At 39.8% G+C, this 26768-nt stretch carries 26 protein-coding genes; 24 read left to right on the top strand and 2 right to left on the bottom strand.

Annotated features, from left to right (window positions below; all coding sequences use genetic code 11):
* Nucleotides 1–38: 38 nt before the first annotated feature.
* From MKX47_RS13120 to MKX47_RS13065, 12 genes are all read left to right on the top strand, one after another.
* Nucleotides 39–821: a phosphatidylserine decarboxylase gene (locus MKX47_RS13120; RefSeq protein WP_340774916.1), complete on the top strand. Its 783-nt coding sequence runs from the start codon at nt 39–41 to the stop codon at nt 819–821.
* A gap of 33 nt (nt 822–854) precedes the next feature.
* The gene (locus MKX47_RS13115) at nt 855–1370 is read left to right on the top strand and encodes a YqeG family HAD IIIA-type phosphatase (RefSeq protein ID WP_340774915.1); all 516 of its coding nucleotides are present in this window, start codon (nt 855–857) and stop codon (nt 1368–1370) included.
* A gap of 36 nt (nt 1371–1406) precedes the next feature.
* Nucleotides 1407–2510 carry a ribosome biogenesis GTPase YqeH gene (yqeH, locus tag MKX47_RS13110; protein WP_340774911.1) on the top strand — a complete coding sequence of 368 codons (1104 nt, stop codon included), beginning with the start codon at nt 1407–1409 and terminating at the stop codon, nt 2508–2510.
* 38 nt (nt 2511–2548) lie between these two features.
* The gene (aroE, locus tag MKX47_RS13105; RefSeq protein WP_340774908.1) at nt 2549–3379 is read left to right on the top strand and encodes a shikimate dehydrogenase; all 831 of its coding nucleotides are present in this window, start codon (nt 2549–2551) and stop codon (nt 3377–3379) included.
* 5 nt (nt 3380–3384) lie between these two features.
* The gene (gene yhbY, locus MKX47_RS13100) at nt 3385–3690 is read left to right on the top strand and encodes a ribosome assembly RNA-binding protein YhbY (protein WP_340774906.1); all 306 of its coding nucleotides are present in this window, start codon (nt 3385–3387) and stop codon (nt 3688–3690) included.
* Nucleotides 3691–3701: 11 nt separating this feature from the next.
* Nucleotides 3702–4292: a nicotinate-nucleotide adenylyltransferase gene (locus tag MKX47_RS13095; protein WP_340774904.1), complete on the top strand. Its 591-nt coding sequence runs from the start codon at nt 3702–3704 to the stop codon at nt 4290–4292.
* Nucleotides 4261–4821 (top strand): bis(5'-nucleosyl)-tetraphosphatase (symmetrical) YqeK, encoded by a 561-nt coding sequence (gene yqeK, locus MKX47_RS13090; RefSeq protein WP_340774901.1) that lies wholly within the window; start codon nt 4261–4263, stop codon nt 4819–4821. The genes MKX47_RS13095 and yqeK overlap by 32 nt, the downstream gene beginning before the upstream one ends.
* A 6-nt stretch (nt 4822–4827) precedes the next feature.
* Nucleotides 4828–5181 (top strand): ribosome silencing factor, encoded by a 354-nt coding sequence (rsfS, locus tag MKX47_RS13085; RefSeq protein WP_340774899.1) that lies wholly within the window; start codon nt 4828–4830, stop codon nt 5179–5181.
* Nucleotides 5174–5911, top strand: a complete 738-nt coding sequence (locus MKX47_RS13080; RefSeq protein WP_340774897.1) for a class I SAM-dependent DNA methyltransferase — start codon at nt 5174–5176, stop codon at nt 5909–5911. Before rsfS ends, MKX47_RS13080 begins: the two co-directional genes overlap by 8 nt.
* Nucleotides 5912–6028: 117 nt before the next feature.
* A complete protein-coding gene (locus MKX47_RS13075; protein WP_340774895.1) occupies nt 6029–6685 on the top strand; it encodes a helix-hairpin-helix domain-containing protein in 657 nt (218 codons plus the stop codon).
* An 85-nt stretch (nt 6686–6770) separates the two neighbouring features.
* Entirely contained in the window at nt 6771–7346 is a 576-nt protein-coding gene (locus MKX47_RS13070; RefSeq protein WP_340774893.1) for a ComE operon protein 2, read from the top strand.
* The gene (locus MKX47_RS13065) at nt 7315–9633 is read left to right on the top strand and encodes a DNA internalization-related competence protein ComEC/Rec2 (RefSeq protein WP_340774891.1); all 2319 of its coding nucleotides are present in this window, start codon (nt 7315–7317) and stop codon (nt 9631–9633) included. Before MKX47_RS13070 ends, MKX47_RS13065 begins: the two co-directional genes overlap by 32 nt.
* Before the next feature lie 48 nt (nt 9634–9681).
* Here the strand turns inward: MKX47_RS13065 and MKX47_RS13060 are convergent, their stop codons facing one another.
* Nucleotides 9682–9855, bottom strand: a complete 174-nt coding sequence (locus tag MKX47_RS13060; RefSeq protein ID WP_340774888.1) for a YqzM family protein — start codon at nt 9853–9855, stop codon at nt 9682–9684.
* 250 nt (nt 9856–10105) lie between these two features.
* Here MKX47_RS13060 and holA point away from each other — a divergent pair, with 250 nt between their 5' ends.
* The gene (gene holA / locus MKX47_RS13055; protein ID WP_340774886.1) at nt 10106–11116 is read left to right on the top strand and encodes a DNA polymerase III subunit delta; all 1011 of its coding nucleotides are present in this window, start codon (nt 10106–10108) and stop codon (nt 11114–11116) included.
* Between the two features lie 103 nt (nt 11117–11219).
* On the opposite strand, the gene rpsT is transcribed toward holA, so the two are convergent.
* Entirely contained in the window at nt 11220–11468 is a 249-nt protein-coding gene (gene rpsT, locus MKX47_RS13050) for a 30S ribosomal protein S20 (RefSeq protein ID WP_340774882.1), read from the bottom strand.
* 165 nt (nt 11469–11633) lie between these two features.
* Here rpsT and gpr point away from each other — a divergent pair, with 165 nt between their 5' ends.
* The 11 genes from gpr (at nt 11634) to mutL (ending at nt 26748) form a co-directional block, all read left to right on the top strand.
* Complete coding sequence (gene gpr, locus MKX47_RS13045) at nt 11634–12665, top strand: GPR endopeptidase (protein ID WP_340774880.1); 1032 nt, start codon at nt 11634–11636, stop codon at nt 12663–12665.
* A 38-nt stretch (nt 12666–12703) separates the two neighbouring features.
* Nucleotides 12704–13519, top strand: a complete 816-nt coding sequence (spoIIP, locus tag MKX47_RS13040; RefSeq protein WP_340774875.1) for a stage II sporulation protein P — start codon at nt 12704–12706, stop codon at nt 13517–13519.
* A gap of 264 nt (nt 13520–13783) precedes the next feature.
* A complete protein-coding gene (gene lepA, locus MKX47_RS13035; RefSeq protein WP_340774872.1) occupies nt 13784–15613 on the top strand; it encodes a translation elongation factor 4 in 1830 nt (609 codons plus the stop codon).
* A gap of 249 nt (nt 15614–15862) precedes the next feature.
* Nucleotides 15863–16351 carry a L,D-transpeptidase family protein gene (locus MKX47_RS13030; protein ID WP_340774870.1) on the top strand — a complete coding sequence of 163 codons (489 nt, stop codon included), beginning with the start codon at nt 15863–15865 and terminating at the stop codon, nt 16349–16351.
* A 199-nt stretch (nt 16352–16550) separates the two neighbouring features.
* On the top strand, nt 16551–16895 hold the full coding sequence (locus tag MKX47_RS13025) for a hypothetical protein (RefSeq protein ID WP_340774867.1): 345 nt from the start codon (nt 16551–16553) through the stop codon (nt 16893–16895).
* Nucleotides 16896–16970: 75 nt separating this feature from the next.
* Nucleotides 16971–18494 (top strand): tRNA (N6-isopentenyl adenosine(37)-C2)-methylthiotransferase MiaB, encoded by a 1524-nt coding sequence (miaB, locus tag MKX47_RS13020; protein ID WP_340774865.1) that lies wholly within the window; start codon nt 16971–16973, stop codon nt 18492–18494.
* A complete protein-coding gene (locus tag MKX47_RS13015; protein WP_340774864.1) occupies nt 18491–18928 on the top strand; it encodes a RicAFT regulatory complex protein RicA family protein in 438 nt (145 codons plus the stop codon). Before miaB ends, MKX47_RS13015 begins: the two co-directional genes overlap by 4 nt.
* Before the next feature lie 288 nt (nt 18929–19216).
* The gene (locus tag MKX47_RS13010) at nt 19217–21400 is read left to right on the top strand and encodes an EAL domain-containing protein (RefSeq protein ID WP_340774863.1); all 2184 of its coding nucleotides are present in this window, start codon (nt 19217–19219) and stop codon (nt 21398–21400) included.
* A 108-nt stretch (nt 21401–21508) separates the two neighbouring features.
* Complete coding sequence (gene cotE, locus MKX47_RS13005; protein ID WP_340774862.1) at nt 21509–22084, top strand: outer spore coat protein CotE; 576 nt, start codon at nt 21509–21511, stop codon at nt 22082–22084.
* A gap of 136 nt (nt 22085–22220) precedes the next feature.
* Nucleotides 22221–24845, top strand: coding sequence for a DNA mismatch repair protein MutS (gene mutS / locus MKX47_RS13000; RefSeq protein WP_340774858.1), 2625 nt, complete (start codon nt 22221–22223; stop codon nt 24843–24845).
* Nucleotides 24846–24858: 13 nt separating this feature from the next.
* Nucleotides 24859–26748, top strand: coding sequence for a DNA mismatch repair endonuclease MutL (gene mutL, locus MKX47_RS12995; RefSeq protein ID WP_340774856.1), 1890 nt, complete (start codon nt 24859–24861; stop codon nt 26746–26748).
* Nucleotides 26749–26768: the final 20 nt, after the last annotated feature.

The raw sequence follows: 26768 nt of genomic DNA, 5'->3' as shown, positions 1-26768 counted from the left end.
GATAATATACGAAAAATGAACGATGGAGGCGAGTGCATATGAAGGAAAAAATATATCAAAATTTGATCGAACTTTCGAATGGGAAAATTTCATCAAAAATGCTTCAAACAGTTGCTCAATCACGAATAAGTAAATCCTTTATAAAAAGCTATAGTAATATATACGGAATTAACCTATCAGAGGTTTCAAAATCACCACAACAATTTACAAGTTTACATGATTTTTTTGTGCGTGAGTTGAAAGCGGATGCAAGACCCGTAGCTCATTGCCCAACGAAATTTGCCAGTCCCGTAGATGCAAAAATTGAAGCGTTTGGGCAAATAACAGAGGGCATGATGTTTACCGTGAAAAACAAGCCCTATTCACTAGCCGCTTTACTCGGTTCGACTAAGCAAGCAAAGCGCTATGAGGAGGGCACCTATATTGTCTTTTATTTAAGCCCAGCAGATTACCACCGCATACATAGCCCAATTGACGGACGGATCACACGCCAGTATGTACTCGGACAAAAATCATATCCAGTCAATCAAATGGGTCTTGAATATGGAAAAAAACCAATTAGCCATAATTATCGTATGATTAGTGAAATAAAATATGATGCTTTGCATGAAACGGCATTTATAAAAGTAGGAGCAACCTTTGTCAATTCGATTGAGTTAACGAATACAACGAGCCAGTGGACGAAAGGTGAGGAAGTCGGCTATTTTGCATTTGGTTCGACGGTTGTCATGCTATTCGAACGAGATGCAGTGGCATTTTGCGACAACGTAACGCATGGGGCAAAGATAAAAATGGGAGAAGCCTTTGCTACTATGTTATAATAGAAAAATCAATTTGAGTAAGGAGTAACGAATTTGTATAGCTTTTTATTACCAAATGAATTTGTCACGAGTATTTTCGAAGTAACGCCAGAAAAATTAGCCAACCTCGGTATCAAGGGCATTATTACAGATTTAGATAATACGTTAGTAGAATGGGATCGTGCAGATGCAACGGAAGAATTGGTTGCGTGGTTTGAAATGATGCGTGAAGCAGGGATTAAAATTATTATCGCATCAAACAACAACGAACAACGCGTAAGAACGTTTGCAGAGCCACATGGAATCCCGTTTATTTATCGTGCAAAAAAACCACTAGGCAAGGCCTATTATGATGCGATGGTGCAACTTCGCTTACGTCGCCATGAGGTTGCGATGCTAGGGGACCAATTATTAACAGATGTCATGGGGGCAAAGCGTCAAAAAATTTATACGTTTTTAGTGCGCCCTGTTGCGGATTCGGACGGAATTGTAACAAAGTTTAACCGCTTTGTTGAGCGCCGTGTGTACAATGATTTAAAACGAAAAGGGCAATATCCGTGGGAAGACTAATCCCTCGATGCCCTTTATTTTAGGAGGAAATATTTAATGAATGAAATGCCACAATGTATTGGCTGTGGAACAGTGATTCAAACCGAAGATAAGAATGCGCTAGGTTATGCGCCAGCTTCTTCATTAGAAAAGGAAACGATTATTTGCCAGCGTTGTTTCCGTTTAAAAAATTACAATGAAATTCAACCAGTTAGCTTAACAGATGACGATTTTTTACGTATTTTAAATGGTCTTGGACAACAGCAAGGTCTCATCGTGAAAATTGTTGATATTTTTGATTTTAATGGCAGCTGGTTACCTGGTTTACACCGCTTTGTAGGAAATAATCCGGTGCTTTTAGTGGCCAACAAAGCCGATCTTTTACCGAAATCAGTAAAAGAAAAGAAAGTCATTAATTGGCTAAAACGTGAAGCGAAGGCATTAGGGTTAAAGCCCATCGATGTCAAGCTTGTTTCTGCACATAAAGGAATGGGCATGCAAGAAGTAGTTGAGGCGATTGAAGAATACCGTCATGGACAAGATGTTTATGTAGTCGGTTGTACGAATGTAGGGAAATCAACATTTATTAATCGCATTATTAAGCAAGCAACAGGTGAGGGAGAAGTCATTACAACTTCTCATTTCCCAGGAACAACGCTTGATATGATTGGGATTCCATTAGATGACGGTTCTGCTTTATTTGATACACCTGGTATTATTAATCACCACCAAATGGCGCATTATATTGATTCGAGTGAACTAAAATATATTATGCCGAAAAAAGAAATTAAGCCAAAAGTATACCAACAAAATCCAGGGCAAACATTATTTATTGGTGCACTCGCACGCTTTGATTTTATCAAAGGGGAGCGCTCTGCCTTTACAGTACATGTGGCCAATGATTTACCGATTCACCGTACGAAGCTAGATCGTGCAGACTCACTATACGCGGAGCATAAAGGGGAGCTTTTAGCACCACCTACAGCAGCGCATATTGAAAAATTACCAGAATTAGTACGCCATGAATTTTCAATTAAAGAGGCGAAAACAGATGTTGTCTTCTCAGGCTTAGGCTGGATTACCGTACAGCATGCCAATGTTGTCGTAGCAGCATTTGCACCTAAAGGGGTAGAAGTATTCATTCGCCCGTCATTGATTTAACAGATAGATATAAATTTTTCTGAAAGAAGGACTTATCGATGAAAAAGTGGTTTGCGGTTATTGGAGATCCGATTGCACAATCAAAATCTCCTGAAATGCACAATGCGTGGTATGAGCAGGAAGATGTCGATGCAACGTATATTCCAGTACACGTAAAGCCTGAAAATTTACAGCAGGCCGTTGCGTCGTTTAAGCTACTAGGTGCGAGTGGCTGGAACGTCACAATTCCACACAAACAAACGATCATTCCACATCTAGACGAATTAGATGAACTGGCCCAAAAAATGGGTGCCGTCAATACCGTTGTACGAACAGCAGAGGGCAAGCTGAAAGGCTATAACACGGATGGCCCAGGCTTTGTCAAGTCACTGGAAGAAGCGATTGGTACGGCAAAGCGTCAACAGCCTGTTCTGGTAATCGGTGCGGGTGGTGCAGCGCGTGGCATTGCGTTTGCACTTCAAATGGCGGGCTATGAAAATATCACTATGGCGAATCGCACAGTTCAAAAGGCACAACAAATCATCGACGAAATGAATGCCGGTAAAGCCATTTCCATGCAGCAAGCCGAAGCAAATTTAGATGCCTATCGAATATTTATTCAAACAACACCAGCAGGCATGTCAACAGGAGATTTTTCATTACCATTTTCTCTTGATAAGTTCCCAACAGGGGCAATTGCAGCTGATATTGTGTATAATCCATTAATGACGCCTTTTTTGCGAGCGGCTGAGCAAAAAGGAGCAACAATTGTCAACGGCTTAGGCATGTTCGTTCATCAAGGGGCGATCGCTTATGAGCATTGGTTAGGCAGTTACCCAAATACAAATGCAATGATTGCTCGCTTATCAGAGCAATTAGGAGGAAAATAGAAGTTATGTTAACAGGTAAACAAAAACGTTTTTTACGTGCTGAGGCACATCATTTAGATCCAATCTTCCAAGTAGGAAAAGGTGGCGTAAATGATGCCATGCTTACACAATTACGCGATGTATTAGAAGCGCGTGAACTGATCAAAGTACGTATTTTAGATAATTGTGAAGAAGACAAAAAAGACGTAGCACAAGCGTTAGCGGAAGGTACTCGCGCAGAGCTCGTACAATTAATCGGATTAACGGTTGTGTTATATAAAGAATCTCGCAACAACAAAAAAATCGTATTACCAAAAGCACAAGCGAAATAAGGTGAATGGTTATGAAGAAGGTTGGTCTTTTTGGAGGGACATTTAATCCGCCACATATTGGTCATTTAATAATGGCGAATGAGGTGTATGTGGCACTTGGTTTGTCAGAAGTACGCTTTATGCCAAATGCAAAAGCACCGCATAAAGAGGTATCTCAATCTGCCACAAATGAACAGCGTTTAAAAATGGTTGAGCTTGCAATTGAAGGCGTACCTTATTTTAAGCTGGAAACGTTTGAGCTTGAGCGTGGAGGCATATCCTATACGTACGATACGATGAAGGCATTATGTGAACGCGAACCCGATGTAGTATTTTATTTCATCATTGGTGGCGATATGATTGACTCGCTTCATACATGGTATCGCATTGATGAGTTGGTCGAGCTTGTCCATTTTGTTGGAGTGAAGCGTCCAGGTTTTGAGGCCAAAACAGATTATAATGTACAAATGGTGGAAGCACCGGAGATTAATCTTTCTTCAACATTTATTCGGAATCGATTACAACAGCAAGGCTCCCTAAAGTATTTATTACCCGAAACAGTGGAGCAGTATATTCGAAAGGAAGGTCTCTATGGAGCGTCAAGCAATGTTAGCGGCAATTAAAGATCGTATGCCAAATAAACGGTATATTCATACGATTGGTGTAATGGAAACCGCGATTCAATTGGCAAAGCGCTATGGGCAAGATGAAAAAAAGGCTGAAGTGGCCGCGATTTTTCATGATATTGCTAAATATGCCGATGTCGAATGGATGAAAAAAGTCGTTTACGAACATCATTTAGATCCGCGATTACTAGAATGGAATAGCGAGATTTTACATGGACCTGTTGGCGCATGGATTGTCCAAAACGAATTCCAAATTGACGATGAAGACATCTTAAATGCCATTCGATTCCATACGACTGGACGAGCGAATATGACCACATTTGAAAAAATAATTTTTGTTGCCGACATGATTGAACCAAATCGAAAGTTTCCTGGGGTTGATGAGCTACGTGCCTATGCCAAGGTGGACTTGAATGATGCTTTTCGCGCATGTGTAACGCATTCGCTACTGCATTTAGTAAGTGCGCAATTAGCCATTTATCCGGTTTCAATTGAATGTTACAACAGTTTAATGAGAGAGGACTAAACATACATGAATGATACATTATTAAGCATTGCGTATAAAGCAATTGATGACAAACGCGGGGAGGATATTGTTGCATTAAATATGCAAGGTATTTCACTTTTAGCCGATTATTTCATCATCGCAGAAGGTAGCTCAGAGCGCCAAGTACAAGCAATTGCACGTGAAATTAAAGAAAAAGCAGAAGAAGCAGGCTATAATGTGCGCAAATTAGAAGGCTTCGATACAGCTCGTTGGATTTTAGTAGATATGGGCGATGTTGTGGCGCATATTTTCCACAAAGATGAGCGTACTTACTACAACCTAGAGCGTTTATGGGGAGATGCACCACAATTAGACGCGCCACAAACTCACAATGAATAGTTATGAGCGTTTTGCAGAGGTGTATGACGAGCTGATGACGGATATTCCGTATGGGCAGTATGTACAATGGATTACACGCCATGCACCCGCAATACAATTCAAGCAATTATTAGATATTGGCTGTGGTACTGGAACATTAGCAAGTTTGCTCCATGCAGAGGGCTATCAGGTGTCTGGAATTGATTTATCAGAAGACATGTTGGCTGTGGCAAGTGCACGAATGGCAGCAAACGGGATCACAATGCCGTTATTTGCGATGAGTATGGACGAAATCGAAGGCTTTGACGGCTTAGATGTTGCCATTATACCGATTGATTCGATTAACTATGTAAAAGACGAGGCAAACGTTATGGAAACGTTAAAGCGTATTTATGTGAGTTTGCGCGACGGTGGGCAATTGTTTTTTGATGTGCATTCCCTATTTAAAATGGACGAAATCTTTTTAGATGGGCCATTTACGTATGATGATGGTGAATTGACCTATGTTTGGCATACCGAGCCAGGTGAATTTGAGCATTCCGTCTATCATCAAATGACGTTTTTTGTACAAACAGCAGGCGATTTATTTGAACGCTTTGACGAAGAGCATTTTCAGCGTACCTTTGCCATAGGGCAATATGAGATGTGGTTAAAAGAAATCGGCTTTGCATCGGTTGAAATTTCAGCAGATTGGACTGACGAAGCACCACACGATGAAAGTGAACGTATTTTTATTCGCGCGGTCAAATAGTCGAAATAGACAGTTTCAACAAGTTTACATGAAATACCTTTTCTTGAGGAATGAAACTTTGTATAGTGGAAGTAGCTCCATATACAAAGCCTTCTTTAAGAAAGGGTGTTTTTTGTTGTGCAGCCGTTTTTAGAGAAGTATAAAAAGTGGGCTGTGATTGCAGGAACTGTCATCGCAGCACTCATACTTTATTTTTTCACCATTGACGATTCATCCCAACCTTCCTCATTGCAAACTATTGAACCGATCACACCGCTTGCAGCCATTGAACCTACCGAACCTGAAATAATTGAAAAGAGTCCACCTGAAGCGTATATGATCGATGTGAAAGGCGCTGTTCGTTATCCGGGGGTATATACCCTTGAAGAAGGAATGCGCATTGTGGATGCCATAGAAGCGGCAGGAGGCTATACGGAACAGGCCAATCCGACACTCATTAACCATGCACAAAAGCTACAAGATGAAATGGTGCTCTATATCCCAAAAGTTGGTGAGCAGCTAACGGAGGAGCTTGAAACGCTTGTAACAGCTGCTGCAAGTCCTTCCTCATCTAGTGGCGGAGGTGGGGTCAATAAATCCGGCAAAATCAATATCAATAAGGCAGATGAAAGTCAATTGACGCAGCTGCCAGGCATCGGTCCCTCAAAGGCCAATGCGATTATTGGTCATCGTACAGAGCAGGGGTCGTTTCAAGTGATTGAGGATTTGAAGAAGGTAACAGGAATCGGTGAAAAGACATTTGAACAACTAAAAGAGTTAATTGATGTAAAGTAATGTAAAAGTTCGAAATAATCGAGCATTGCGATTCGCAAAACTTACGTATAAACTGAGAAGTGACATAATTTTTGGAGGTTATCATATGGAGCGTATTACTTGGGATCAATTTTTTATGGCACAAAGTCATTTATTAGCATTGCGTAGTACTTGTACACGCTTAGCTGTTGGCGCAACAATTGTTCGCGAAAAACGCATTATTGCAGGTGGCTATAACGGCTCGATTTCGGGTGACGAGCATTGTATTGAACAGGGGTGCTATGTTGTGGATAATCATTGTGTGCGTACGGTGCATGCAGAGACCAACGCCTTATTACAATGTGCAAAGTACGGTACACCAGCAAATGGGGCCGACCTTTATGTAACGCATTTCCCGTGCTTACCTTGTACGAAAACGATTATTCAAGCCGGAATTAAAAACATCTACTATGCAAAGGATTATAAAAATAGTACATATGCATTAGAATTATTTGCAAAAGCAAATGTTCAGGTTGTACATATTCCTTTTGATGAAGCGAAAATTGATTTTTTACAAGATGAAAAATTTGCGTTAACATTTAACATGCTTGAAAAAATGCGTGCTTTAGGTGCGAGCCATGAAGAGCTGCTCCCGTTTGAGGAGAAGATGCATGCTTTATTTGGTAAACTTATGGAAGCATAATTGGATTTATTATGCCTTATCGGTTTGTATTAGTGCTGTCGCTAGTTTTCAATCGGTAAGGCTTTTATTATTACTCGGTCTATTAGTTGGTTTTTGTTCCTATAAAAAGTTATGGAAATGGCATTTAGTCGGGATTGCTGCGCTTGGTTTATTGACCTATAGTTATTTTAGCTATGAGGTCGAGAAGTTGCAGGAGCCGGTCATTTTGCCTGCTGAGCTAACTTGGAGCGATCAATACAAAATAAACGGTGTCATGTTGCGAGGCTTTATGAAAGATGCGCAAGGCAACAATGTCTATGTAACCTACGAAATAAAGAGTGAGCAGCAAAAGCAGGAATTACAAGCGAGCCAATTAGCGGGGCAAATTTATCATGTCACGGGCCAGCAAGTAGCGCCTTCCATTCCAGCTCATCGTTACGGCTTTTTCATGGGGCGCTATTTGCAAAGTAAAGGTGCACGTGGCATTGTGGAAATCGACAATATGACGCTTGTGGGCACGAAAAAGACGCTATTACAACCGATTTATGAACAGCGTTTTTGGTTAAAGGAGCATATTGAACGAACGTTTCCACCTTCACTTGCTGCAGAAGCACAGGCATTATTAATTGGTTTGCAGGAAAATGTCGATGAAGAATTGAACCGCGCATATCAAAAACTAGGCATTACGCATTTGTTTGCGATATCGGGGCTTCATGTGGCCCTTGTATCCTACTTGTTTTTTCAACTATTATTACGTTTAGGTGTACGGCGTGAAGTGGCAAATAGTCTGTTGCTTATTTTATTGCCGATTTATGCCGTTTTAGCGGGTGGTGCGCCGTCGATTTGGCGTGCGGTTACGGTTGTTGAATTCATTATGCTGGCACAATACTTTCGCTGGAAAATTCCAATGGACGATGCGTTGTCACTGAGTCTCCTCTTTTTTTTACTGATGGAGCCCGGTGCAATCTATCAGATAGGCTTTCAATTATCTTATTTGGCTACGTACAGTCTTGTATACTCAAGCCGCATTTTAGCGCGCTATGAAAATTTTTGGATTCAGTCCTTTTTTATTACATTTGTTTGTCAAATCCTCGTTTACCCACTGCTTTTACATCATTTTTTCGAAATTAGTTTATCATCCTTTATTGCCAATATCTTTTTTGTGCCATTGTTTTCCTTCATTATTTTACCTGTCAATTTAATTTTACTCATGGGCTCCTTCATTCCCCTACCGATTAATCACGTAATTCTTGCTGTTTATGAGCCGCTTCGTACATGGCTGACCGAGCTGATTCTCGTGATGCAGCAGCCGATTATGCAAATGTGGAATCCCGGGAAGCCGTCCTTATTTTGGTTGGTTATGCTATATATTTCGGTGTTTGTGACCTTTTATTTCCTTGATAAAGGCGCAAATATGAAAAGAATCCTTGCAACATTATTTATCCCGGCGCTTATTTTTCATTTTCAAACGTATTTACATGGGGATTTAAAAATCGCCTTTGTCAATGTGGGACAAGGGGATTGTATTGTTATTGAAATGCCCTACCGAAAATCCGTTGTTATGATTGATGCTGGAGGCTTGCTGCGCTTTGGTCAAGAGGCTTGGAAGGAACGGGATACGCCCTATGAAGTGGGGAGGCAAGTCGTTGTTCCTTATTTAAAGGGGCGTGGCATTCAAAAAATTGATACCTTTGTACTGACACATGCGGATGCAGATCATGTGGAGGGGGCAGAGGAGGTATTGCGGGAGGTTCGTGTTTCGGAAGTACATGTCACACCGAATTCACTTAATAAAGCGGTAATGAATGATTTTTTAGAGGAGCTAGCCCATACAAAGACGACCATAAAAGAAAAAATGGCGGGTGATGGCTGGCAAATTGGCGATGTACGCTTTGATTATATTTGGCCACAAGAGACGATCTATGAAGGCAATAATGATTCTTTGGTGCTGTTAGTAAGGCAGGGCGCGTTTAAGGCGTTATTTACAGGGGATGTAGAAAAGGAGGGGGAAACGGAAATTGTACGGCTCTATAGCACGGCGATTGAACGGCTCGATGTCTTAAAGGCAGGGCATCATGGCAGTAAAACGTCGAGTACGGAAGCATTTGTACAGCAAACGTTGCCAAAGCTTGCGATTTTTACAGCAGGTGAAAATAATCGTTATAGGCATCCTCATATTGATGTTGTCAACCGTTTTGAACAACGCCAAATTCCGTATTTAACAATAGGAGAGGTCGGCACCGTGGAACTGTATGTGAAACATGACCAAGTTCGATTCGAAACGTCGAATCAATTATTTCATAAATAACTAAAAAAAGAGCCACTGAATCGTGTCAGTTGCTCTCTTTTTAATGGATTATAAACGTACAGCTGCTTCTACAATAACCGCAATGATGAACAATGTGATGAAGAAACCGCCGCCGATAGCGAAACCGTAACCTGCATCTGGGAAGTCGTTACCTTTCATTGCGCGGCCGCGACCTTCAAATGGGTTTTCAGTTACGTAGTTTGGATCTTGATGTCCTGCCATAAGTATCCCTCCTAATCTGCCATAATTATAAAATAATCCCACCCAAAATGCTATACGAAATACTAATTATTCCTTTTATTAGGCAAAGTATTGTCAAATAATTTCAAGAAAAATCCACAAAGTCGCAAACAATTTTGTAGAATCCGCAAAACGAGCTTATACATAGCATGCTTCCTATAAACTCTACATTCTCAATTTGCGAAAAAATGTGTATACTATAGGATACGAAAACGTAAGGAGGTTCCCTAGTATGATGACAAAAGTATGGCAAGATATAAAAAAAGGGAATTTCGCTCCAGTATATTTAATAGTAGGGGAAGAATCCTACTTTATAGATGAAACGATTATGCGCTTGAAAACGGCGCTCAGTGCACAAGATGAGGCGGAAGTGATGACGTTTGATCTAAACGAACAGCCGATTGATTATGTGATCGATGAGGCCGATACAATCCCTTTCTTTACGGAGCGTAAATTAATTATCGCCAAAAACGCTTCCTTTTTAAAAGCGACAGAAAAAGGGAAGGAAAAAATAGAGCATGATGTTAAGCGTCTTGAAAATTGGCTGAACAACCCGACAGATACGGCAGTCACAGTATTTATCGCCCCCTATGAAAAGCTGGATGAGCGTAAAAAAATGACCAAGCTTATGAAAGAAAAATGTGTCGTCCTACTTGCCGAAACACCGCAAAATAATGATTTAAATGTGTGGATACAAAATGAGGCGCAAAAGCACGGCAAAGCCATTTCAGACAATGCAATCGGTAAGCTTTTGGAAATGGTAGGACCGAATATGCTGCAACTTCAAATGGAAATCGAAAAAATGGCGCTTTATTTAGGTGAGGAGCTTGAAATGACGATTGACTTAGTGGAGGATTTGGTAGCGAAAACATTGGAGCATGATGCCTTTAAAATGCTTAATGCCTATTTAGAGCATAATCAAGAAGAGGCATTGAAAATTTATCATGATTTGCTTCGTCAAAAAGAAGAGCCAATTAAATTGGTAGGATTGCTTGCGAGCAATATTCGTACGATGAATCATATCTTTTATTTGCAAAAGAAGGGCTATCATCAACAGCAGATCGCCAAACAGCTCAAAATCCACCCATACCGCGTTCAAATCATTTCAGGACAGAGAAATCGACCGAGTGAGCAACGCCTGTTACAGGCACTCTACAGCCTCGCAGATGTAGATTTACAGCTAAAGACGACAGGTGGCAATCGTGAACGTCACTTAGAATTATTTTTAATGAAAAAATTATAAAAAAGTAGGTGTTTCAGAATGTATTTCTAAGCACCTACTATTTTTGTTGAGAGACAACGAAAAAAGCCAACTATCAAAATGACAGTTGGCTTTATAAGTTAAATTAAGCTTTTTTCGCTAAACGAGACTTTTTACGAGAAGCCGCGTTTTTGTGAATAAGACCTTTAGAAGCAGCTTTATCTAATGCTTTAGAAGCAGCAACTACTAATTCTTGTGCGTTTGCAGCACCTTCAGCGATCGCTAGTTCAGCTTTTTTTACTGTAGTACGCATAGCTGATTTAGCTTGTACGTTTGCAGCGTTAGCTTTTTCGTTAACTTTTACACGTTTAATAGCAGATTTAATGTTTGGCATTTCTTTCACCTCCTAGATTTTAGATACGAGATGAGTATTTTCTCACTTAATTCATGTGTCAATACAACAAAAATCATTCTACCAAAGGATTGAAGGAAATGCAATACATAAACGCAAAGAATATTTACTTGACAGTTTGAACACACTGCTAATGGAGGTGTTAAAATGCAAGGAATTACTTGGAATCGGACAGATTTAATTGATGAGACAGCAGAAGTTGTTTTACAAACGGATGAGCAACATAAAGAAAAATTACAAGAAACCAGTGGGATTCAAATTGAAGAATCACAGCAAAATCGGGTAAAGGTCACGAAGGTGGAAGTCAGTGAAGTTGGGGAAAGACAGATTCATAAAAAACAAGGGGTCTATGTGACGTTATCCATTCCCACATTAACCTCTGAAGACCAGCACGGCTTTTCGCAAATGCAGGAATCTCTTATTCATTATTTAGAAGAGATGCATAAGGAAATTCCTATAACGACCGATTCGAAAATTTTAGTTATTGGATTGGGGAATAAAACGATTACCCCTGATGCAATTGGACCATATGTCATTGACGCCATGCATAAAAAGCAATCAGAGCTAGAATCCCCGGAGTTTATTTTGTATGCGCCAGGTGTGACAGCACAAACAGGCTTTGAAACAAGCGATTATGTACAAGCTTTGACAGAAAGCATTAAACCTGAGCTTGTCATTATTATTGATGCGCTTGCAACGAGTGGTAGTGCAAGACTATGCCGTACAATTCAATTAACGAATACAGGCATCCAGCCGGGTGGTGGTGTAGGGAATCACCGAAAAGAAATTTCAAAGGAAGTGTTAAACGTACCAATAAGCGCGATTGGTATTCCTACAGTTGTAGAGGCACCCATTTTGATGGCCGATGCTGTCGAAGCAGTGTTTCAATCGATTGCCGCAAAAATTAGCGAAAAAGGAAAGCCTTCTAGTAAATTATCTGTGACGAATTGGACTTCATCAAAGGAAAAGCTTGATTTAACATCATTAGAACCGATATTTGGTCAATGGGTAACATGGTCTAATGAGGATCGCCGTCAACTGTTTGAGGAAGTGTTTAGCTCCCATCCTGAACGCCTTATTGTGACACCAAAAGAGGTGGATTTTTGGTTAACTCAATTTGCCGTATTACTAAGTGAAAGTTTATTTGAATGGATAAAAAATGCTAGAAAATCGTTCTAATTTTCATCAAGTCTCCATATCGTAGTGGAGAAAGGGTGATGTGTTTGCAAAAACTAAAACGCTTTACAATCTTACTGCTTATTTTATTTTCACTGCCCCTCATTATTGGGCAACTCCCTTTTCCAAATAATAAGGTAGCAACCGAAAAAAAAGAGCAGCCCCATCTCGTATTTGCCGCAGCAGATGTACCAGAACCGGAAACAGTGATGGAACAGCCAGAACCGTTTAATGCGCTTTTGCTTTTTACTCATTCACATGAATCCTATAAACCCATTGTTGAAAAAACGACGGGTTTACAGGCGGTTTATGATGAGCAAACGAATATCTACTCGTTGCAGCAAATGATGGAACACTACTTACAATTGAATGGTATTACCCCACATTTTATGGATTTTGATGTGATGACGGAAATGCAATTAACAAATAAGAAGCTTCCCCAGGCGTATAAGGTGGTGCGTCCTGTGTTAGCTGAATATTTACAACAAGAGGACTATCAGCTTGTTATTGATTTTCACCGAGATGCCGTTGGTAAAAAGGCAACTACTTTAAAATATGGTGAAGAAACCTACGCAAAAATTGCTTTCGTTGTCGGAGCTGAACATGCAGGCTATGAGGCGAACTTAGCGTATGCAAATGCGTTAAATGATCAATTAAACAGTATTGTTCCAGGCATTTCGCGGGGGATCTTGAAACAGCAAGGTGACCATGTGAATGGTATTTACAATCAAGATTTAGCGCCAAATATGCTGCTCATTGAATTTGGTGGAATTGATAATACGGAGGAAGAGCTACAACGGACAATGGCTGTATTAGCACAAGCAATTCGTCTCGCATTTGTCGAAACGATTGTGTAGCATTTTTTCGTCTAATAAAGCACATTTTTTAGTGGATTCAGAAAAAATGCACGTAGATGAGGTACGTTCGTTGTTGTCGTAGCATGACCTTTCATAGTATAATTAAAGATACGAAAGGCCTCTATCGCTTATTTGTGTAAAAACATGAGCGCATAGGGGCTGTATTTTAGTAGAAAAGTAAGTGGGGTATTATTTACATACGTCATAACACCAGGCTTTGAACGATGAAAGCGGTGTTTTTTCTAATTAGGAGAGGAAATTACTATGAACCGAGAACAACGCTTAAAACGCCAAGAAAATATCCGAAATTTCTCGATTATCGCGCATATCGACCACGGAAAATCAACGCTAGCGGACAGACTTTTAGAATCAACGAAATCGGTAACGCAGCGTGAAATGAAAACACAATTATTAGACTCTATGGATTTAGAACGAGAGCGCGGAATTACGATTAAACTAAATGCCGTGCAATTAAAATACAATGCTAAAGATGGCGAGCAATATACATTCCACTTAATTGACACACCAGGTCACGTCGACTTCACCTATGAGGTTTCACGTTCATTAGCTGCCTGTGAAGGGGCTATTCTAGTAGTCGATGCTGCTCAAGGGATCGAAGCGCAAACTTTAGCAAACGTATACCTTGCACTCGACAATGATTTAGAAATTTTACCAGTAATCAATAAAATTGATTTACCAGCTGCAGACCCTGAGCGCGTACGTCAAGAGGTGGAGGATGTCATTGGTTTAGATGCATCAGAAGCCGTACTAGCTTCAGCAAAAGCAGGAATTGGTATTGAAGATATATTAGAGCAAATCGTCGAAAAAGTACCTGCTCCACAAGGGGACCCAGACGCGCCATTACAAGCGTTAATTTTCGACTCGGTCTATGATGCTTATAGAGGGGTTATCATCTCGATTCGTATTATCAACGGTACTGTGAAAGCTGGCGATACAATTCGCATGATGGCAACGGGTGCTGAATTTGAGGTAATTGAAGTAGGTGTTCACTCACCGAAAGCGGTTCCTCAAGCAGAGCTAACAGTAGGGGATGTTGGTTATTTAACAGCGTCTATTAAAAATGTGCAAGATACGCGTGTAGGGGATACGGTAACATTCGCGGGTGCTCGCGGTGCGAAAGAGCCATTAGCAGGTTATCGTAGATTAAACCCGATGGTATATTGTGGTCTATATCCAATTGATACAGCAAAATATAATGATTTACGTGAAGCACTAGAGAAATTAGAGTTAAATGACTCTGCATTACAATACGAGGCTGAAACTTCTCAAGCACTAGGCTTTGGTTTCCGTTGTGGATTCTTAGGGCTTTTACACATGGAAATTATCCAAGAGCGTATTGAGCGCGAGTTTAATATTGATTTAATTACAACAGCACCATCTGTAATTTATGAAGTAACGAAAACAGATGGAACGGTATTAAAGGTAGATAACCCATCAATGATGCCAGATCCTCAAAAAATCGACCGTATTGAAGAGCCATATGTAAAAGCAACAATTATGGTACCAAATGATTTCGTTGGAGCGGTAATGGAGCTTTGCCAAAAGAAACGCGGGAACTTCTCAGGCATGGATTACATCGATGATACACGTGTAAAAATTGTTTATGAAATGCCATTAGCGGAAATTGTTTATGACTTCTTTGATTTCTTAAAATCCAATACAAAAGGTTATGCGTCATTTGACTATGAGTTAATTGGTTACCAGCCTTCGAAGTTAAACAAAATGGATATTTTATTAAATGGCGAGCATGTCGATGCATTAAGCTTCATCGTTCACAAAGACTTTGCCTATGAGCGTGGAAAAGTAATCGTAGAAAAGCTGAAGGAATTAATTCCTCGCCAGCAATTCGAGGTTCCTGTGCAAGCAGCGATTGGTCAAAAAATTGTTGCCCGCTCAACAATTAAATCCATCGGTAAAAACGTTCTTGCCAAATGTTACGGCGGTGACATTTCTCGTAAACGTAAATTACTTGAAAAGCAAAAAGCCGGTAAAAAACGTATGAAGCAAGTCGGTTCAGTCGAAGTACCTCAAGAGGCGTTCATGGCTGTATTGAAGATGGATGATACGAAGTAAGTTAGAAATTCTGTTAAATTTTTTTTTAGTTGAATTGTGTGGGGAATGACCAATCATGAATTTGGTCATTCCCCTTTTTTTACTCTGAGATAAGGTTAGGGGTAATTATTATTAGGTAACTCAAAAAAATCAGATATCATTTTTGCTGAATTCTAGTTTTTGCCGAGTAATAGGATGCCAGGATTTCAAACTCATTCTTCGTTCAAAGCATAATATACGGTATTAACTTTGATGTTGGAGATGATTACAATGATTTATACGGTAAAAGCTGGGGATACATTGTCCCAAATAGCTAGAAATTTTAGAACCCCCTTATCGGCCATCATTCATGCCAATCCTGGTATCAACCCTGATGTACTTTATATTGGACAGCAAATAATCATACCTGGTTTTCCAAATACGACCCCATTTCAAATTGAGATTTCAGTAAATAATCGCTGGTTACGCTTATTTAAAGATGGTGTTCTACAAAAACAATATCCTATTGCTGTAGGAAAAATACTTACTGAAACCCCACTAGGAAACTTTATTATTATCAACAAGCAGCCAAATCCAGGTGGTCCATTCGGGACAATGTGGATGAGTTTATCGAAAGAACATTATGGAATTCATGGGACAAATAATCCAAGCTCTATCGGTCACGCTGTATCACATGGCTGTATTCGTATGCATAATAAAGATGTTGAAAAGTTAGCAAGTATTGTTCCAATAGGGACACAAGTTATTATTCATCCGTAAAGTGAATCTTAAATTAAACCGTTTTTTTATTCTTTCGAGTGGAACTCTTTATTTGAAAAATGAGTATCTTATTAAATGAATAATGAATGTGATTGCTAGAGAAGCAATCTTTTTGGCTTTACCTTTTTAATGAGAAAACCACCCAAATCTGCTACAGTAAGAAAGGAAACAACACCCATTTTTGCAGAGGAGGTACGGCATGACGGACATTTTGGATTTTTTACAATATAAAAATGACAAGCTGGAGCAAAAGTTGGAGCTGTTACTTTCTCGTGCCAATTCACCTAGTGATCGTATGGATGCGCTCATCGAAAGTAAAGAGCTTGCACTAGAAGACCACAAGCTGTTTTTAGCCTTTTTAGCGTATTTAAATGAACAACAGCTCGATGCTGAAACATTATTTCGAGATGTACTGAAACTACCGAAGCATCAGTTTGAAGCAAGGTATGCAATGAATTGGTCACAGGTAATGAAATTAAGTGTCACATTTCTTACAATTTTGCGGACAAATGACAGAAATAGTTACAAACAATTTATCGACTAGCTTGTAACTACTAGTCACTGTTCGCTATAATGTTGAAATGAGTAATTGTAATAAATGATAGGGGGCAATTAGTCGATGAATGAAGAACAACGACTAGCAAGTCAGCAGATTAAACAACCAAAAGAAGAAAAAGACTATAGTAAATATTTTGAGAAAGTATTTACGGCTCCTTCATTGAAAGATGCGAAAAAACGCGGAAAAGAAGAAGTAAAATACCATAAAGATTTTGATATTGAAGAAAAATATTTAGGCATGGGACAGGATCGTAAGTTTTACATTCGTACTTATGGCTGTCAAATGAACGAGCATGATACAGAAGTGATGGCTGGTATTTTCATGCAGCTTGGCTATACACCGACGGAAATCATTGAAGAAGCAGATGTCGTGCTACTAAACACATGTGCGATTCGTGAAAACGCAGAAAACAAAGTATTTGGTGAGCTAGGCTTCTTGTTAAAATATAAACGTAAAAACCCAGAAATGCTAATTGGCGTTTGTGGCTGTATGTCGCAGGAAGAATCTGTCGTAAACAAAATTTTAAAGCAGTACCAGCATGTGGACATGGTATTCGGTACACATAATATTCACCGCTTACCAAACATCTTGCACGAAGCTTATATGTCGAAGGAGCTTGTTGTCGAAGTTTGGTCAAAAGAGGGCGACGTTATTGAGAATTTACCGAAAAAACGTCTTGGCTCGATTAAAGCATGGGTGAACATTATGTACGGCTGCGATAAATTCTGTACGTATTGTATCGTGCCGTATACACGCGGGAAAGAGCGTTCACGTCGCCCAGAGGAAATTATTCAGGAGGTACGTGAATTAGCTGCACAGGGCTATCAGGAGGTCATGTTGCTTGGTCAAAATGTAAATGCCTACGGGAAGGACTTCGAGGACATCGACTATCGTTTAGGAGACCTAATGGATGAATTACGCAAAATTGATATTCCGCGTATTCGTTTCACAACAAGTCATCCACGTGATTTTGATGATCACTTAATCGAAGTACTTGCAAAAGGTGGCAATTTAGTCGACCATATTCACTTACCGGTGCAATCAGGCTCAAATGAAATTTTGAAAATAATGGCGCGAAAATATACACGCGAGCATTTCCTACAATTAGTCGATAAAATTAAAACAGCCATTCCAAATGTGACCTTAACGACGGACATTATTGTTGGTTATCCAAATGAAACAGAGGAACAATTCCAAGAAACGCTAGATTTATATCGACAAGTTGGATTTGATATGGCCTTTACGTATATTTACTCGCCACGTGAAGGTACACCTGCTGCGAAAATGGTGGATAACGTAACAGAGGAAGAAAAGAAAGATCGTCTCCATCGCTTAAATGCCGTTGTGGGAGAATTTTCTGCAAAGGCATTAAAAGATTTGGAAGGTCAAATTGTTGAAGTGTTGGTAGAAGGAAGCAGTAAAAGACGTGAGGATGTTTTAGCAGGCTATACGCGTAAAAACCGTCTTGTCAACTTTAAAGCTGATCCCAAATACATTGGTAAGCTTGTTCAAGTGAAAATTGTAGAAGCAAAATCCTACTCATTATTGGGTGAATTTATAGAAGAGGTGGAATTCGTAAAATGACAACAAAACTATATACAAAAGATGAAATCGTTGAAAAGGCGAAAGAAATTGCTCATATGATTGCCAACACAGAAGAAGTGGAATTTTTCAAAAAGGCAGAAGAGCAAATTAATGAAAATCAATTTGTGCGTGAAAAAATTGCTTCATTAAAAACACTTCAGAAGCAAGTAGTAAACTTCCAGCACCTAGGAAAAGAGCGCGCAGTACAAACAATGGAAACTAAAATCGAAAACATTGAGAAAGAAATCGATGAACTTCCAGTTGTACAGCAATTCAAGCAGTCGCAAACAGATGTCAATGACCTATTGCAGCTTGTTTCGAATGCCATTGCAAACAATGTGACAAATGAAGTGATTGCTTCAACGGGTGGCGATATACTAAAAGGCGAAACAGGCTCTAAAGTACGCAATAGTGTGCCAGGCTCTTGTTCATAAATAAATTTTCAAGCGATTTAAGTAAGCAGGCAAGCTTATTTAAATCGCTTTTTTTATTGGAAAATAAGGAAAGTAAATTAAAAAAACTGCTTTTAGCTTTTATTACTAATGAATCTTAGTAAACTTGCACATATAAAAAATGAAAGTATAGTAATGATGATAAATTAAGTACATAAACTGATGAAATCAAAAAAATAGTTAGAAAGAATTATCGGATTAATCAGTCGAAATGCCTGTTTTTTTGCTATACTATTGAATTAGTATAATTAATATGAAAGGACTCCCTATATGAATGAATTCGATAATCGAAGCTTAAGTGATGCAGGAATGTATTTTTGGTTATGTCAAATGGCGAGACAGCTTGATTCAGCAGTTGTTATTATCAATATTAAAAAGGGCAATACAATTGATTTTGTGAATCATGTTTTTACACGTATGACAGATTATAGTGAACAGGATATGAGTGGCATGACAATCGATCAATTACATGGGCCACTCACTGATGTAATGAACGAGGAAGCAATTCAAGAAAGCATTGAAAATGGTCTAACCTTTAAAACATCGTCACTCCATTATCGCAAAGATGGCACGACCTTTTGGAATGAAGTGAATGTGTTACCTGTGCGTAACCAATATGGTGACTTACACTATAGTATCTTGTTAATGAAAGATGTCACGGATTCGATGAATGTCGAACTGTTGATTGAATTAGAACGAGAAATATATTATAGCCTAGAAAATGGCGACACCTTTGAACGCGTCCTGAATAATGTTTGTCATACGATTGATACAACATTTGGTAAGAAATGCTGTACAGCAATCGTGCTAGTGGATAAACACAACCATGTCAAGCATGTATATGGTGACTTAATGAAGGGAAAGCCAAACATGGAACAAGATGTGCTCTTAACAGGCTTAACTTTTCATGGAAATAACCCAATCAAAAAGCCTATCATTATTAAAAATCTAAAGGAATCACCATACAACGAATTGTTTAATCCGCTTTTAGAACAGTATTCATTTGTTTCATTATGGAGCCAACCTATTGTTAATTCTGAAGGGCAATTTATCGGTTTATTTTCGATGTATTTTGACCAACTAGCCGAACCTTTGACGGCTGACTTCAAGTTTTTAAATCGAATTGCGCCGATTGTGACGCTTGCCATAAAATATTTCGATCAAAAAACGGCCATCCGTCAATTGGCATATCAAGATGTCTCGACGGGTTTAAATAATTTTGAACATTTTAAAAATCAGTTGATGGCATTAATTGAACATGGCTGTGAAGGTCATTTATTTATTATTGAGCCGGGAGAATATCAAAATATTGTTGACTTGTATGGACGCCAAGGTGGCAATGAGATCCTAAAACAATTGGCGAGTCGTTTGCAAAATATGTCGACCTTTAATGATTCAATAATTGCCCGGTATACGAGTTCATCCATTATTATAGCGAGTCGGTTTACCATTGACGAAATGAACACGCCGCAGCAAGAAATCGACGGGGTTTTGAATGATCCCTATTATATTAATGACAAAGAAACGTATATGACACTTAAGATTGGAAAGTCGGCATTTAATGAAAATCAGCCGTTTTTTGAAGCGATTCAGCAAGCGGATACAGCGTTGTCCAATGCATTGAAGGCTTCAGGTACAGTCATCAAACAATTTGAGCAAAGCCAAGTGGAATCAGTAGAACAAGAAATGAATGTACTTGCCTATATTACAAAAGGCTTGAAAAATAATGAGTTTTTCCCTATGCTACAGCCAAAAGTAAATATCGAAACAGGTGAAATCGAGAGCTTTGAGGCACTAGCTCGATGGATTTCAGCAGATATGGGCTTTGTATCACCAGCACTGTTTATTCCAGTTGCCGAAAATACGGGCAATATTTATAAAATCGATCTCGCTATTTTTCAAAAGGTTTTACAATGGCAGAAGGAACGGGCGACACGTGGCTTAAAGCAGTACCAAGTGTCGGTAAATGTATCACCAAGCCATTTCTATAGTCCAGGCTTTGTTGAAAAATCATTAGCAATAATTGAAAGCTACAATATCGAGCCAAAGTACATTAAATTTGAAATTACGGAAAGTACTGAATTAGATAATATACTGCGTGCCAAAAAAATTATTAATGAACTAAAGGCAATTGGTATTGATACTTCGATTGATGACTTTGGTGTGGGCTACTCCTCGTTAAGCTATTTGCAAGAGCTCCCATTTGAAGAAATAAAAATAGATAAAAGTTTTGTCGATCATTTAGCCGATTCACGCATGAACGCCGTTGTTAAAACAATTATTCAACTGTCTAAAAATTTAAATATGCTATCCGTAGCAGAAGGCATTGAAACAAAAGAACAGCATGAAGAGTTAAAGCGTCTTGGCTGTCAAACGGGTCAGGGTTACTATTATTACAAACCAATGACCTTATCCGACGTCGAAAAATTACTCGAGGACTCCATACCCGTTTAAAACAATCGGAACTATTACATCGAAATGTAGTAGTTCTTTTTTTGTTCCATCACCCTTTAGGCACTTATCGCATACATTAGCAATAGTTAAGAAAGGAGAGAAGTTTTCGTGAAGCGTTTGCGTCAAATTGTAACAAAAGCAGTGGTAGCGAAAGGGAAAAAGCGTACCGAAAGCAAAGAATTACTATGTCCACCAAATGCGCCGACAAGTATTTTAGGATGTTGGGTTATTAACCATCAATATCAAGCAAAGCGCAATGGTAAATTTGTTGAAGTAACAGGGAAATTTGATGTGAATGTTTGGTACGCGTATAGTAATCATTCAAAAACTGCCGTTCATACGGAAACGATTGCTTATAAAGATCGAATAAAGTTATCTTTCCGAGATGGAGAAGTAATTGATTCTAACGATGTGAAAGTGCGTGTCATTCAACAACCAAACTGTATCGAAGCCATCATTACAAAATCAGGAGATAAAATTCAAGTAACGATTGAACGAGAATTCTTAGTTGAAATTATCGGAGAAACAACGGTTGTCATTAATGTACATCCAACTGATTATGAGGAGGAGTGGTCATTTGATGAAAGTTCACATCATTCTCCAAGTGCATCGAGCTCTTCATCCTCATCTTCATCGTCATCAAGCTCCGATCATGCCGAATTTGATTCCTCATCATTTTCATAATGATTTTGCTCAAGTACAGTTCCGTGCTTGAGCGCTTTTTTTTATTTGTTCGATATTTCCAAAAGCGAGCATAAGGAAATTCCCGAAGCAAGTGGTATAATACAGAGTACAAGTTTAGTAAATGAGGGAATAATTAATGACTACATATACGCCAATGATGCAGCAATATTTGCTCGTCAAACAAGACTATCAAGACGCGTTTTTATTTTATCGTTTAGGCGATTTTTATGAGCTGTTTTTTGATGATGCCATTCAAGCATCACAGCTATTAGAGATTACATTAACCGCGCGAGCAGGGAACACAGACAACCCGATACCAATGTGTGGTGTACCGCATCATGCTGCACAGGGCTATATCGAAACGCTTGTAGCAAAGGGCTATAAAGTAGCGGTATGTGAACAAACCGAAGACCCAAAAAATGCAAAAGGTGTTGTGAAACGTGAAGTTGTACAAGTCATTACACCTGGAACGATCATGGAAGGAAAAGCACTTGACGGGAAATCCAACCACTTCATTGCAGCAGCGGAGGAACTTTCGGAAAATGAATTAGCATTTGCCTATTTAGATGTTTCGACAGGTGAAGCCAATACGTCCATTATCGAAGGTAGCGCAAAGGAATTGGTTCAGCAGCTTCAGGCATATGCCATTAAGGAAGTAATTGTTACGGACCAATTGAAGCTATTATTAGCGGATTACGCGGAAACAAGCGGCATCGTATTATCACTTGAAAAAGAAGAAATGGACAGCTTACGCGCGGACAACTATGTAGCCGCATTACCAGGCAAGTTGCAGGGAGTTGCCAAGCGTTTATTACAATATGTTGAGCGCACACAAATGCGTTCACTTTCCCATATTCAAGCGTTTACCTATATAGAAGCAGACAGCTATTTGCGCATTGATACGAACTCGAAGCGTAATTTAGAATTAATTCAATCCATTCGCGGTGGCGATTCAAAAGGAACCTTGCTATGGCTTTTAGATGAAACAGTTACTGCAATGGGAGGACGTAAGCTTAAACAATGGATGCATCAGCCACTTGCTAACAAAAAAGCGATTGAAGCGCGTCAAACCGTTGTGACTGAATTATTGGAAGAATTTTTCTTACGTCAAGAATTAAATGAATTACTAAAAAATGTCTATGATTTGGAGCGTTTAGCTGGTCGTGTCGCATTCGGTTCAGTAGGTGGCCGTGACTTAGCACAGCTTCGGGAATCACTGCGCCAAGTACCGCATATTCAGCAAAAGTTAATGGACAGTGGACGTGAACAAGTAGCAACACTCGGGCAACAATTAGATGTATGTGCCGATATCGAGCAATTGTTGGCACATGCCATTACCGATCATCCACCCATTTCTATCAAAGAAGGCGATGTCATTCGCGATGGCTACAATGCACAATTGGATGAATACCGGGATGCCTCGCGTAATGGGAAGGACTGGATTGCGCAGCTTGAACAAAAAGAACGTGAATTAACAGGCATTAAGAATTTGAAAATCGGTTATAATCGCGTGTTTGGCTATTATATTGAAATTACGAAATCACACTTGGGCAATACTGACTTAGCACGCTTTGAACGCAAGCAAACATTAGCGAATGCCGAACGCTTTATTACAGAGGAATTAAAAGAAAAAGAAGCGCTTATTTTAAATGCAGAAGAACAAAGCTTAGCATTAGAATATGATTTATTCGTTGCCTTACGTGATCAATTAAAAACGTATATTCCACGCGTGCAAAAGCTAGCGGCCTCTATTAGTGAATTGGATGTGCTCATGAGCTTTGCAACGGTTACCGATAAATACCGTTTTACGAAGCCAGTATTCCATGAAGGGCGAGCATTAAAGATTGTAGAGGGGCGTCACCCAGTCGTAGAAAAAATGCTCAATAAACAAAGCTATGTACCGAATGACTGTATTTTAACGGATGACAAAAATATGATGCTTATTACCGGTCCGAACATGTCTGGGAAAAGTACATATATGCGCCAGGTAGCATTAATTGTCGTGCTCGCACAAATGGGCTGTTATGTACCAGCTGCCGAGGCAGAGCTACCGATTACAGACCAAATTTTTACACGAATCGGTGCTGCGGATGATTTAGCAGCTGGACAATCGACATTTATGGTTGAAATGCTGGAGTCACAGCATGCCATCACTCACGCAACGAAAAAGAGCTTACTGTTATTTGATGAGATTGGGCGCGGGACGTCAACCTATGATGGGATGAGCTTAGCGCAGGCGATGATGGAATACATTCACAATGAAATCGGGGCAAATACGCTATTCTCAACGCATTACCATGAACTAACCGATTTAGAGCAAGAATTGGCTCGACTCCAAAATGTCCATGTGAGTGCAACGGAGCAGGATGGACGTGTCGTATTTTTACACAAGGTGAAAAAAGGCGCGGCAGATAAAAGCTACGGTGTTCATGTTGCAGAGCTTGCAGAAATGCCACAAGCTATTTTACAACGTGCGCGTGTGTTGTTAGCGCAATTTGAAGCAGGAAATACGGAAAAGCCAGCATCAGCTGTACAAGCAGTGGAACCCAAGCAATCTGAGCCAATTGCAACAGCATCACCAAAAGTAGCAGAGGATGAATTGCAATTATCATTGTTTAGCATTAGTGATGAGCCTGTCTTGTCACCTGAGCAGCAACAGGTACTCGATACACTAACAAAATTAAATGTGATGGGGACAACACCGATGCAGGCAATGACGTTACTATATGAATTGCAGCAAAAATTAGTAGGCAATCACTAAGGAGGGGATTCGCATGGGGAAAATTCAAATTATGGATGAATGGCTGTCGAATAAAATTGCAGCCGGTGAGGTAGTAGAGCGTCCATCATCTGTTGTCAAAGAGCTTGTAGAAAATGCAATAGATGCAGGCAGTACATCCCTTGAAATTTTTCTTGAAGAAGCGGGTCTTAGCTCGATTCAAGTAGTCGATAATGGTAGTGGGATGGATGAGGAGGATGCGCTCCTGTCCTTTTCTCGTCATGCGACATCTAAAATTGAAAAAGAACAGGATTTATTCAGGATTCGGACATTAGGCTTCCGTGGTGAGGCATTAGCATCGATTGCCTCCGTTTCAAAGCTGACGTTAAGAACGTCGGATGGAGAAGGCGGCGTGCATCTCTATTTAGAGGGTGGGCATTTAAAAGAACATCAGCCAACTGCACTTCGACGAGGAACGGATATTACGGTTGCGCAATTATTTTACAATACGCCTGCACGATTAAAATATTTGAAAACGATTCAAACCGAGTTGGGACATACGATTGATTTTGTGAACCGTATTGCGCTTGGCTATCCAGAAGTAGCGATCAAGCTTGTGCATAACGGACAAACCTTGCTGCAAACGAATGGTCGTGGACAAGTACAGCAAGTGTTAGCAGCAATTTATGGCGTGCACAATGCCAAAAAAATGCTGGCCTTTGAAGGAAGCAATAAGGACTATAAAATTCACGGTTTTGCAAGCTTACCTGAAGTAACGCGTGCCTCAAAAAACTATATGTCCCTCTTTGTCAATGGGCGTTGGGTGAAGCATTTTGTCATTCAAAAAGCGATTACCGATGCCTATCATACGTATTTACCAATTGAACGTTTTCCGATTGTATTGCTGTATGTAGAGGGGGATCCACAGCTAACCGATGTCAATGTGCACCCCGCCAAGCATCAAGTGCGCTTAAGTAAAGAGCCGGAATTGTTAAAGCTGATTGAAGATACGATTCGCGCGGCAATTCGGGAGGTCATTCGTATTCCGCTTGCAGAGAAAAAGGAAAAGCCGGTACGTGTATCAAGTGAACAGCTGGATATTTGGAATCCACAAAAGACAGCAGAGCCGTCCTTCGATGCAACGAAAATGAGTTCAATCGTTGAACGCTTATCGTCAGAGCCTACTGTGATTAAGGAGCCGTATGCACCTATGCCAACAAGCACACCATCAGTACCTGTGCAAAATGTGCAAGAGCCCTTAACAGAATCCTCTTTCGATGAACCGAACGAGCCATTGAATACGGAACCAGCTACCAAACAAAATTTGAACACACAACTTGCACCGGAAAAGCACAAGCAACATTTCCCACAAGTTGAAATCGTTGGGCAAATTCATGGTACGTATATCGTTGCACAAATGGAGGACGGCTTTTACTTAATCGACCAGCATGCTGCACAGGAACGTATTAAATATGAATTTTTCCGAGATAAAGTAGGCGAAGTGAATGCGAACGAACGTCAAGGGCTGTTAATGCCACTTACATTTCACTATTCAGCCGATGAAGCCCTGCGTTTAAAGGAATCAAAACAAGAACTGGAAGCTGTCGGCGTGTTTATTGAGGAATTTGGTCATTCGTCGTTTGTTGTACGTGAACATCCGACGTGGTTCCCAAAAGGTGAAGAACAAGCAATTATTGAAGAGCTAATTGAGCAAGTGTTGAATGCAAGTAAAGCGGATATAAAGAAATTACGTGAGGATGCCGCAATTATGATGAGCTGTAAAAAATCGATTAAGGCTAATCATTATTTAGATAAGCAGCAAATGGAACGGTTAATTGAAGACTTACGCAAAGCAGACAATCCATTCACTTGTCCGCATGGGCGTCCGGTACTCATTCATTTTACAACTTATGAAGTAGAAAAAATGTTCAAACGCGTGATGTAACTTGAAACAAAAAAATTGAT

Source organism: Solibacillus sp. FSL R7-0668, assembly GCF_038006205.1.
Lineage (GTDB): Bacteria > Bacillota > Bacilli > Bacillales_A > Planococcaceae > Solibacillus.
This window is presented reverse-complemented; position numbering and strand designations above follow the sequence as displayed.

Excerpts from the sequence above, each read along its gene's own strand:
- MKX47_RS13120 (WP_340774916.1), top strand. The coding sequence starts at position 39 with ATGAAGGAAAAAATATATCAAAATTTGATCGAACTTTCGAATGGGAAA.
- yqeH (WP_340774911.1), top strand. The coding sequence starts at position 1,407 with ATGAATGAAATGCCACAATGTATTGGCTGTGGAACAGTGATTCAAACC.
- aroE (WP_340774908.1), top strand. The coding sequence starts at position 2,549 with ATGAAAAAGTGGTTTGCGGTTATTGGAGATCCGATTGCACAATCAAAA.
- yhbY (WP_340774906.1), top strand. The coding sequence starts at position 3,385 with ATGTTAACAGGTAAACAAAAACGTTTTTTACGTGCTGAGGCACATCAT.
- MKX47_RS13095 (WP_340774904.1), top strand. The coding sequence starts at position 3,702 with ATGAAGAAGGTTGGTCTTTTTGGAGGGACATTTAATCCGCCACATATT.
- yqeK (WP_340774901.1), top strand. The coding sequence starts at position 4,261 with ATGGAGCGTCAAGCAATGTTAGCGGCAATTAAAGATCGTATGCCAAAT.
- rsfS (WP_340774899.1), top strand. The coding sequence starts at position 4,828 with ATGAATGATACATTATTAAGCATTGCGTATAAAGCAATTGATGACAAA.
- MKX47_RS13080 (WP_340774897.1), top strand. The coding sequence starts at position 5,174 with ATGAATAGTTATGAGCGTTTTGCAGAGGTGTATGACGAGCTGATGACG.
- MKX47_RS13070 (WP_340774893.1), top strand. The coding sequence starts at position 6,771 with ATGGAGCGTATTACTTGGGATCAATTTTTTATGGCACAAAGTCATTTA.
- MKX47_RS13065 (WP_340774891.1), top strand. The coding sequence starts at position 7,315 with ATGCTTTATTTGGTAAACTTATGGAAGCATAATTGGATTTATTATGCC.
- MKX47_RS13060 (WP_340774888.1), bottom strand. The coding sequence starts at position 9,855 with ATGGCAGGACATCAAGATCCAAACTACGTAACTGAAAACCCATTTGAA.
- holA (WP_340774886.1), top strand. The coding sequence starts at position 10,106 with ATGATGACAAAAGTATGGCAAGATATAAAAAAAGGGAATTTCGCTCCA.
- rpsT (WP_340774882.1), bottom strand. The coding sequence starts at position 11,468 with ATGCCAAACATTAAATCTGCTATTAAACGTGTAAAAGTTAACGAAAAA.
- gpr (WP_340774880.1), top strand. The coding sequence starts at position 11,634 with ATGCAAGGAATTACTTGGAATCGGACAGATTTAATTGATGAGACAGCA.
- spoIIP (WP_340774875.1), top strand. The coding sequence starts at position 12,704 with ATGTGTTTGCAAAAACTAAAACGCTTTACAATCTTACTGCTTATTTTA.
- lepA (WP_340774872.1), top strand. The coding sequence starts at position 13,784 with ATGAACCGAGAACAACGCTTAAAACGCCAAGAAAATATCCGAAATTTC.
- MKX47_RS13030 (WP_340774870.1), top strand. The coding sequence starts at position 15,863 with ATGATTTATACGGTAAAAGCTGGGGATACATTGTCCCAAATAGCTAGA.
- MKX47_RS13025 (WP_340774867.1), top strand. The coding sequence starts at position 16,551 with ATGACGGACATTTTGGATTTTTTACAATATAAAAATGACAAGCTGGAG.
- miaB (WP_340774865.1), top strand. The coding sequence starts at position 16,971 with ATGAATGAAGAACAACGACTAGCAAGTCAGCAGATTAAACAACCAAAA.
- MKX47_RS13015 (WP_340774864.1), top strand. The coding sequence starts at position 18,491 with ATGACAACAAAACTATATACAAAAGATGAAATCGTTGAAAAGGCGAAA.
- MKX47_RS13010 (WP_340774863.1), top strand. The coding sequence starts at position 19,217 with ATGAATGAATTCGATAATCGAAGCTTAAGTGATGCAGGAATGTATTTT.
- mutS (WP_340774858.1), top strand. The coding sequence starts at position 22,221 with ATGACTACATATACGCCAATGATGCAGCAATATTTGCTCGTCAAACAA.
- mutL (WP_340774856.1), top strand. The coding sequence starts at position 24,859 with ATGGGGAAAATTCAAATTATGGATGAATGGCTGTCGAATAAAATTGCA.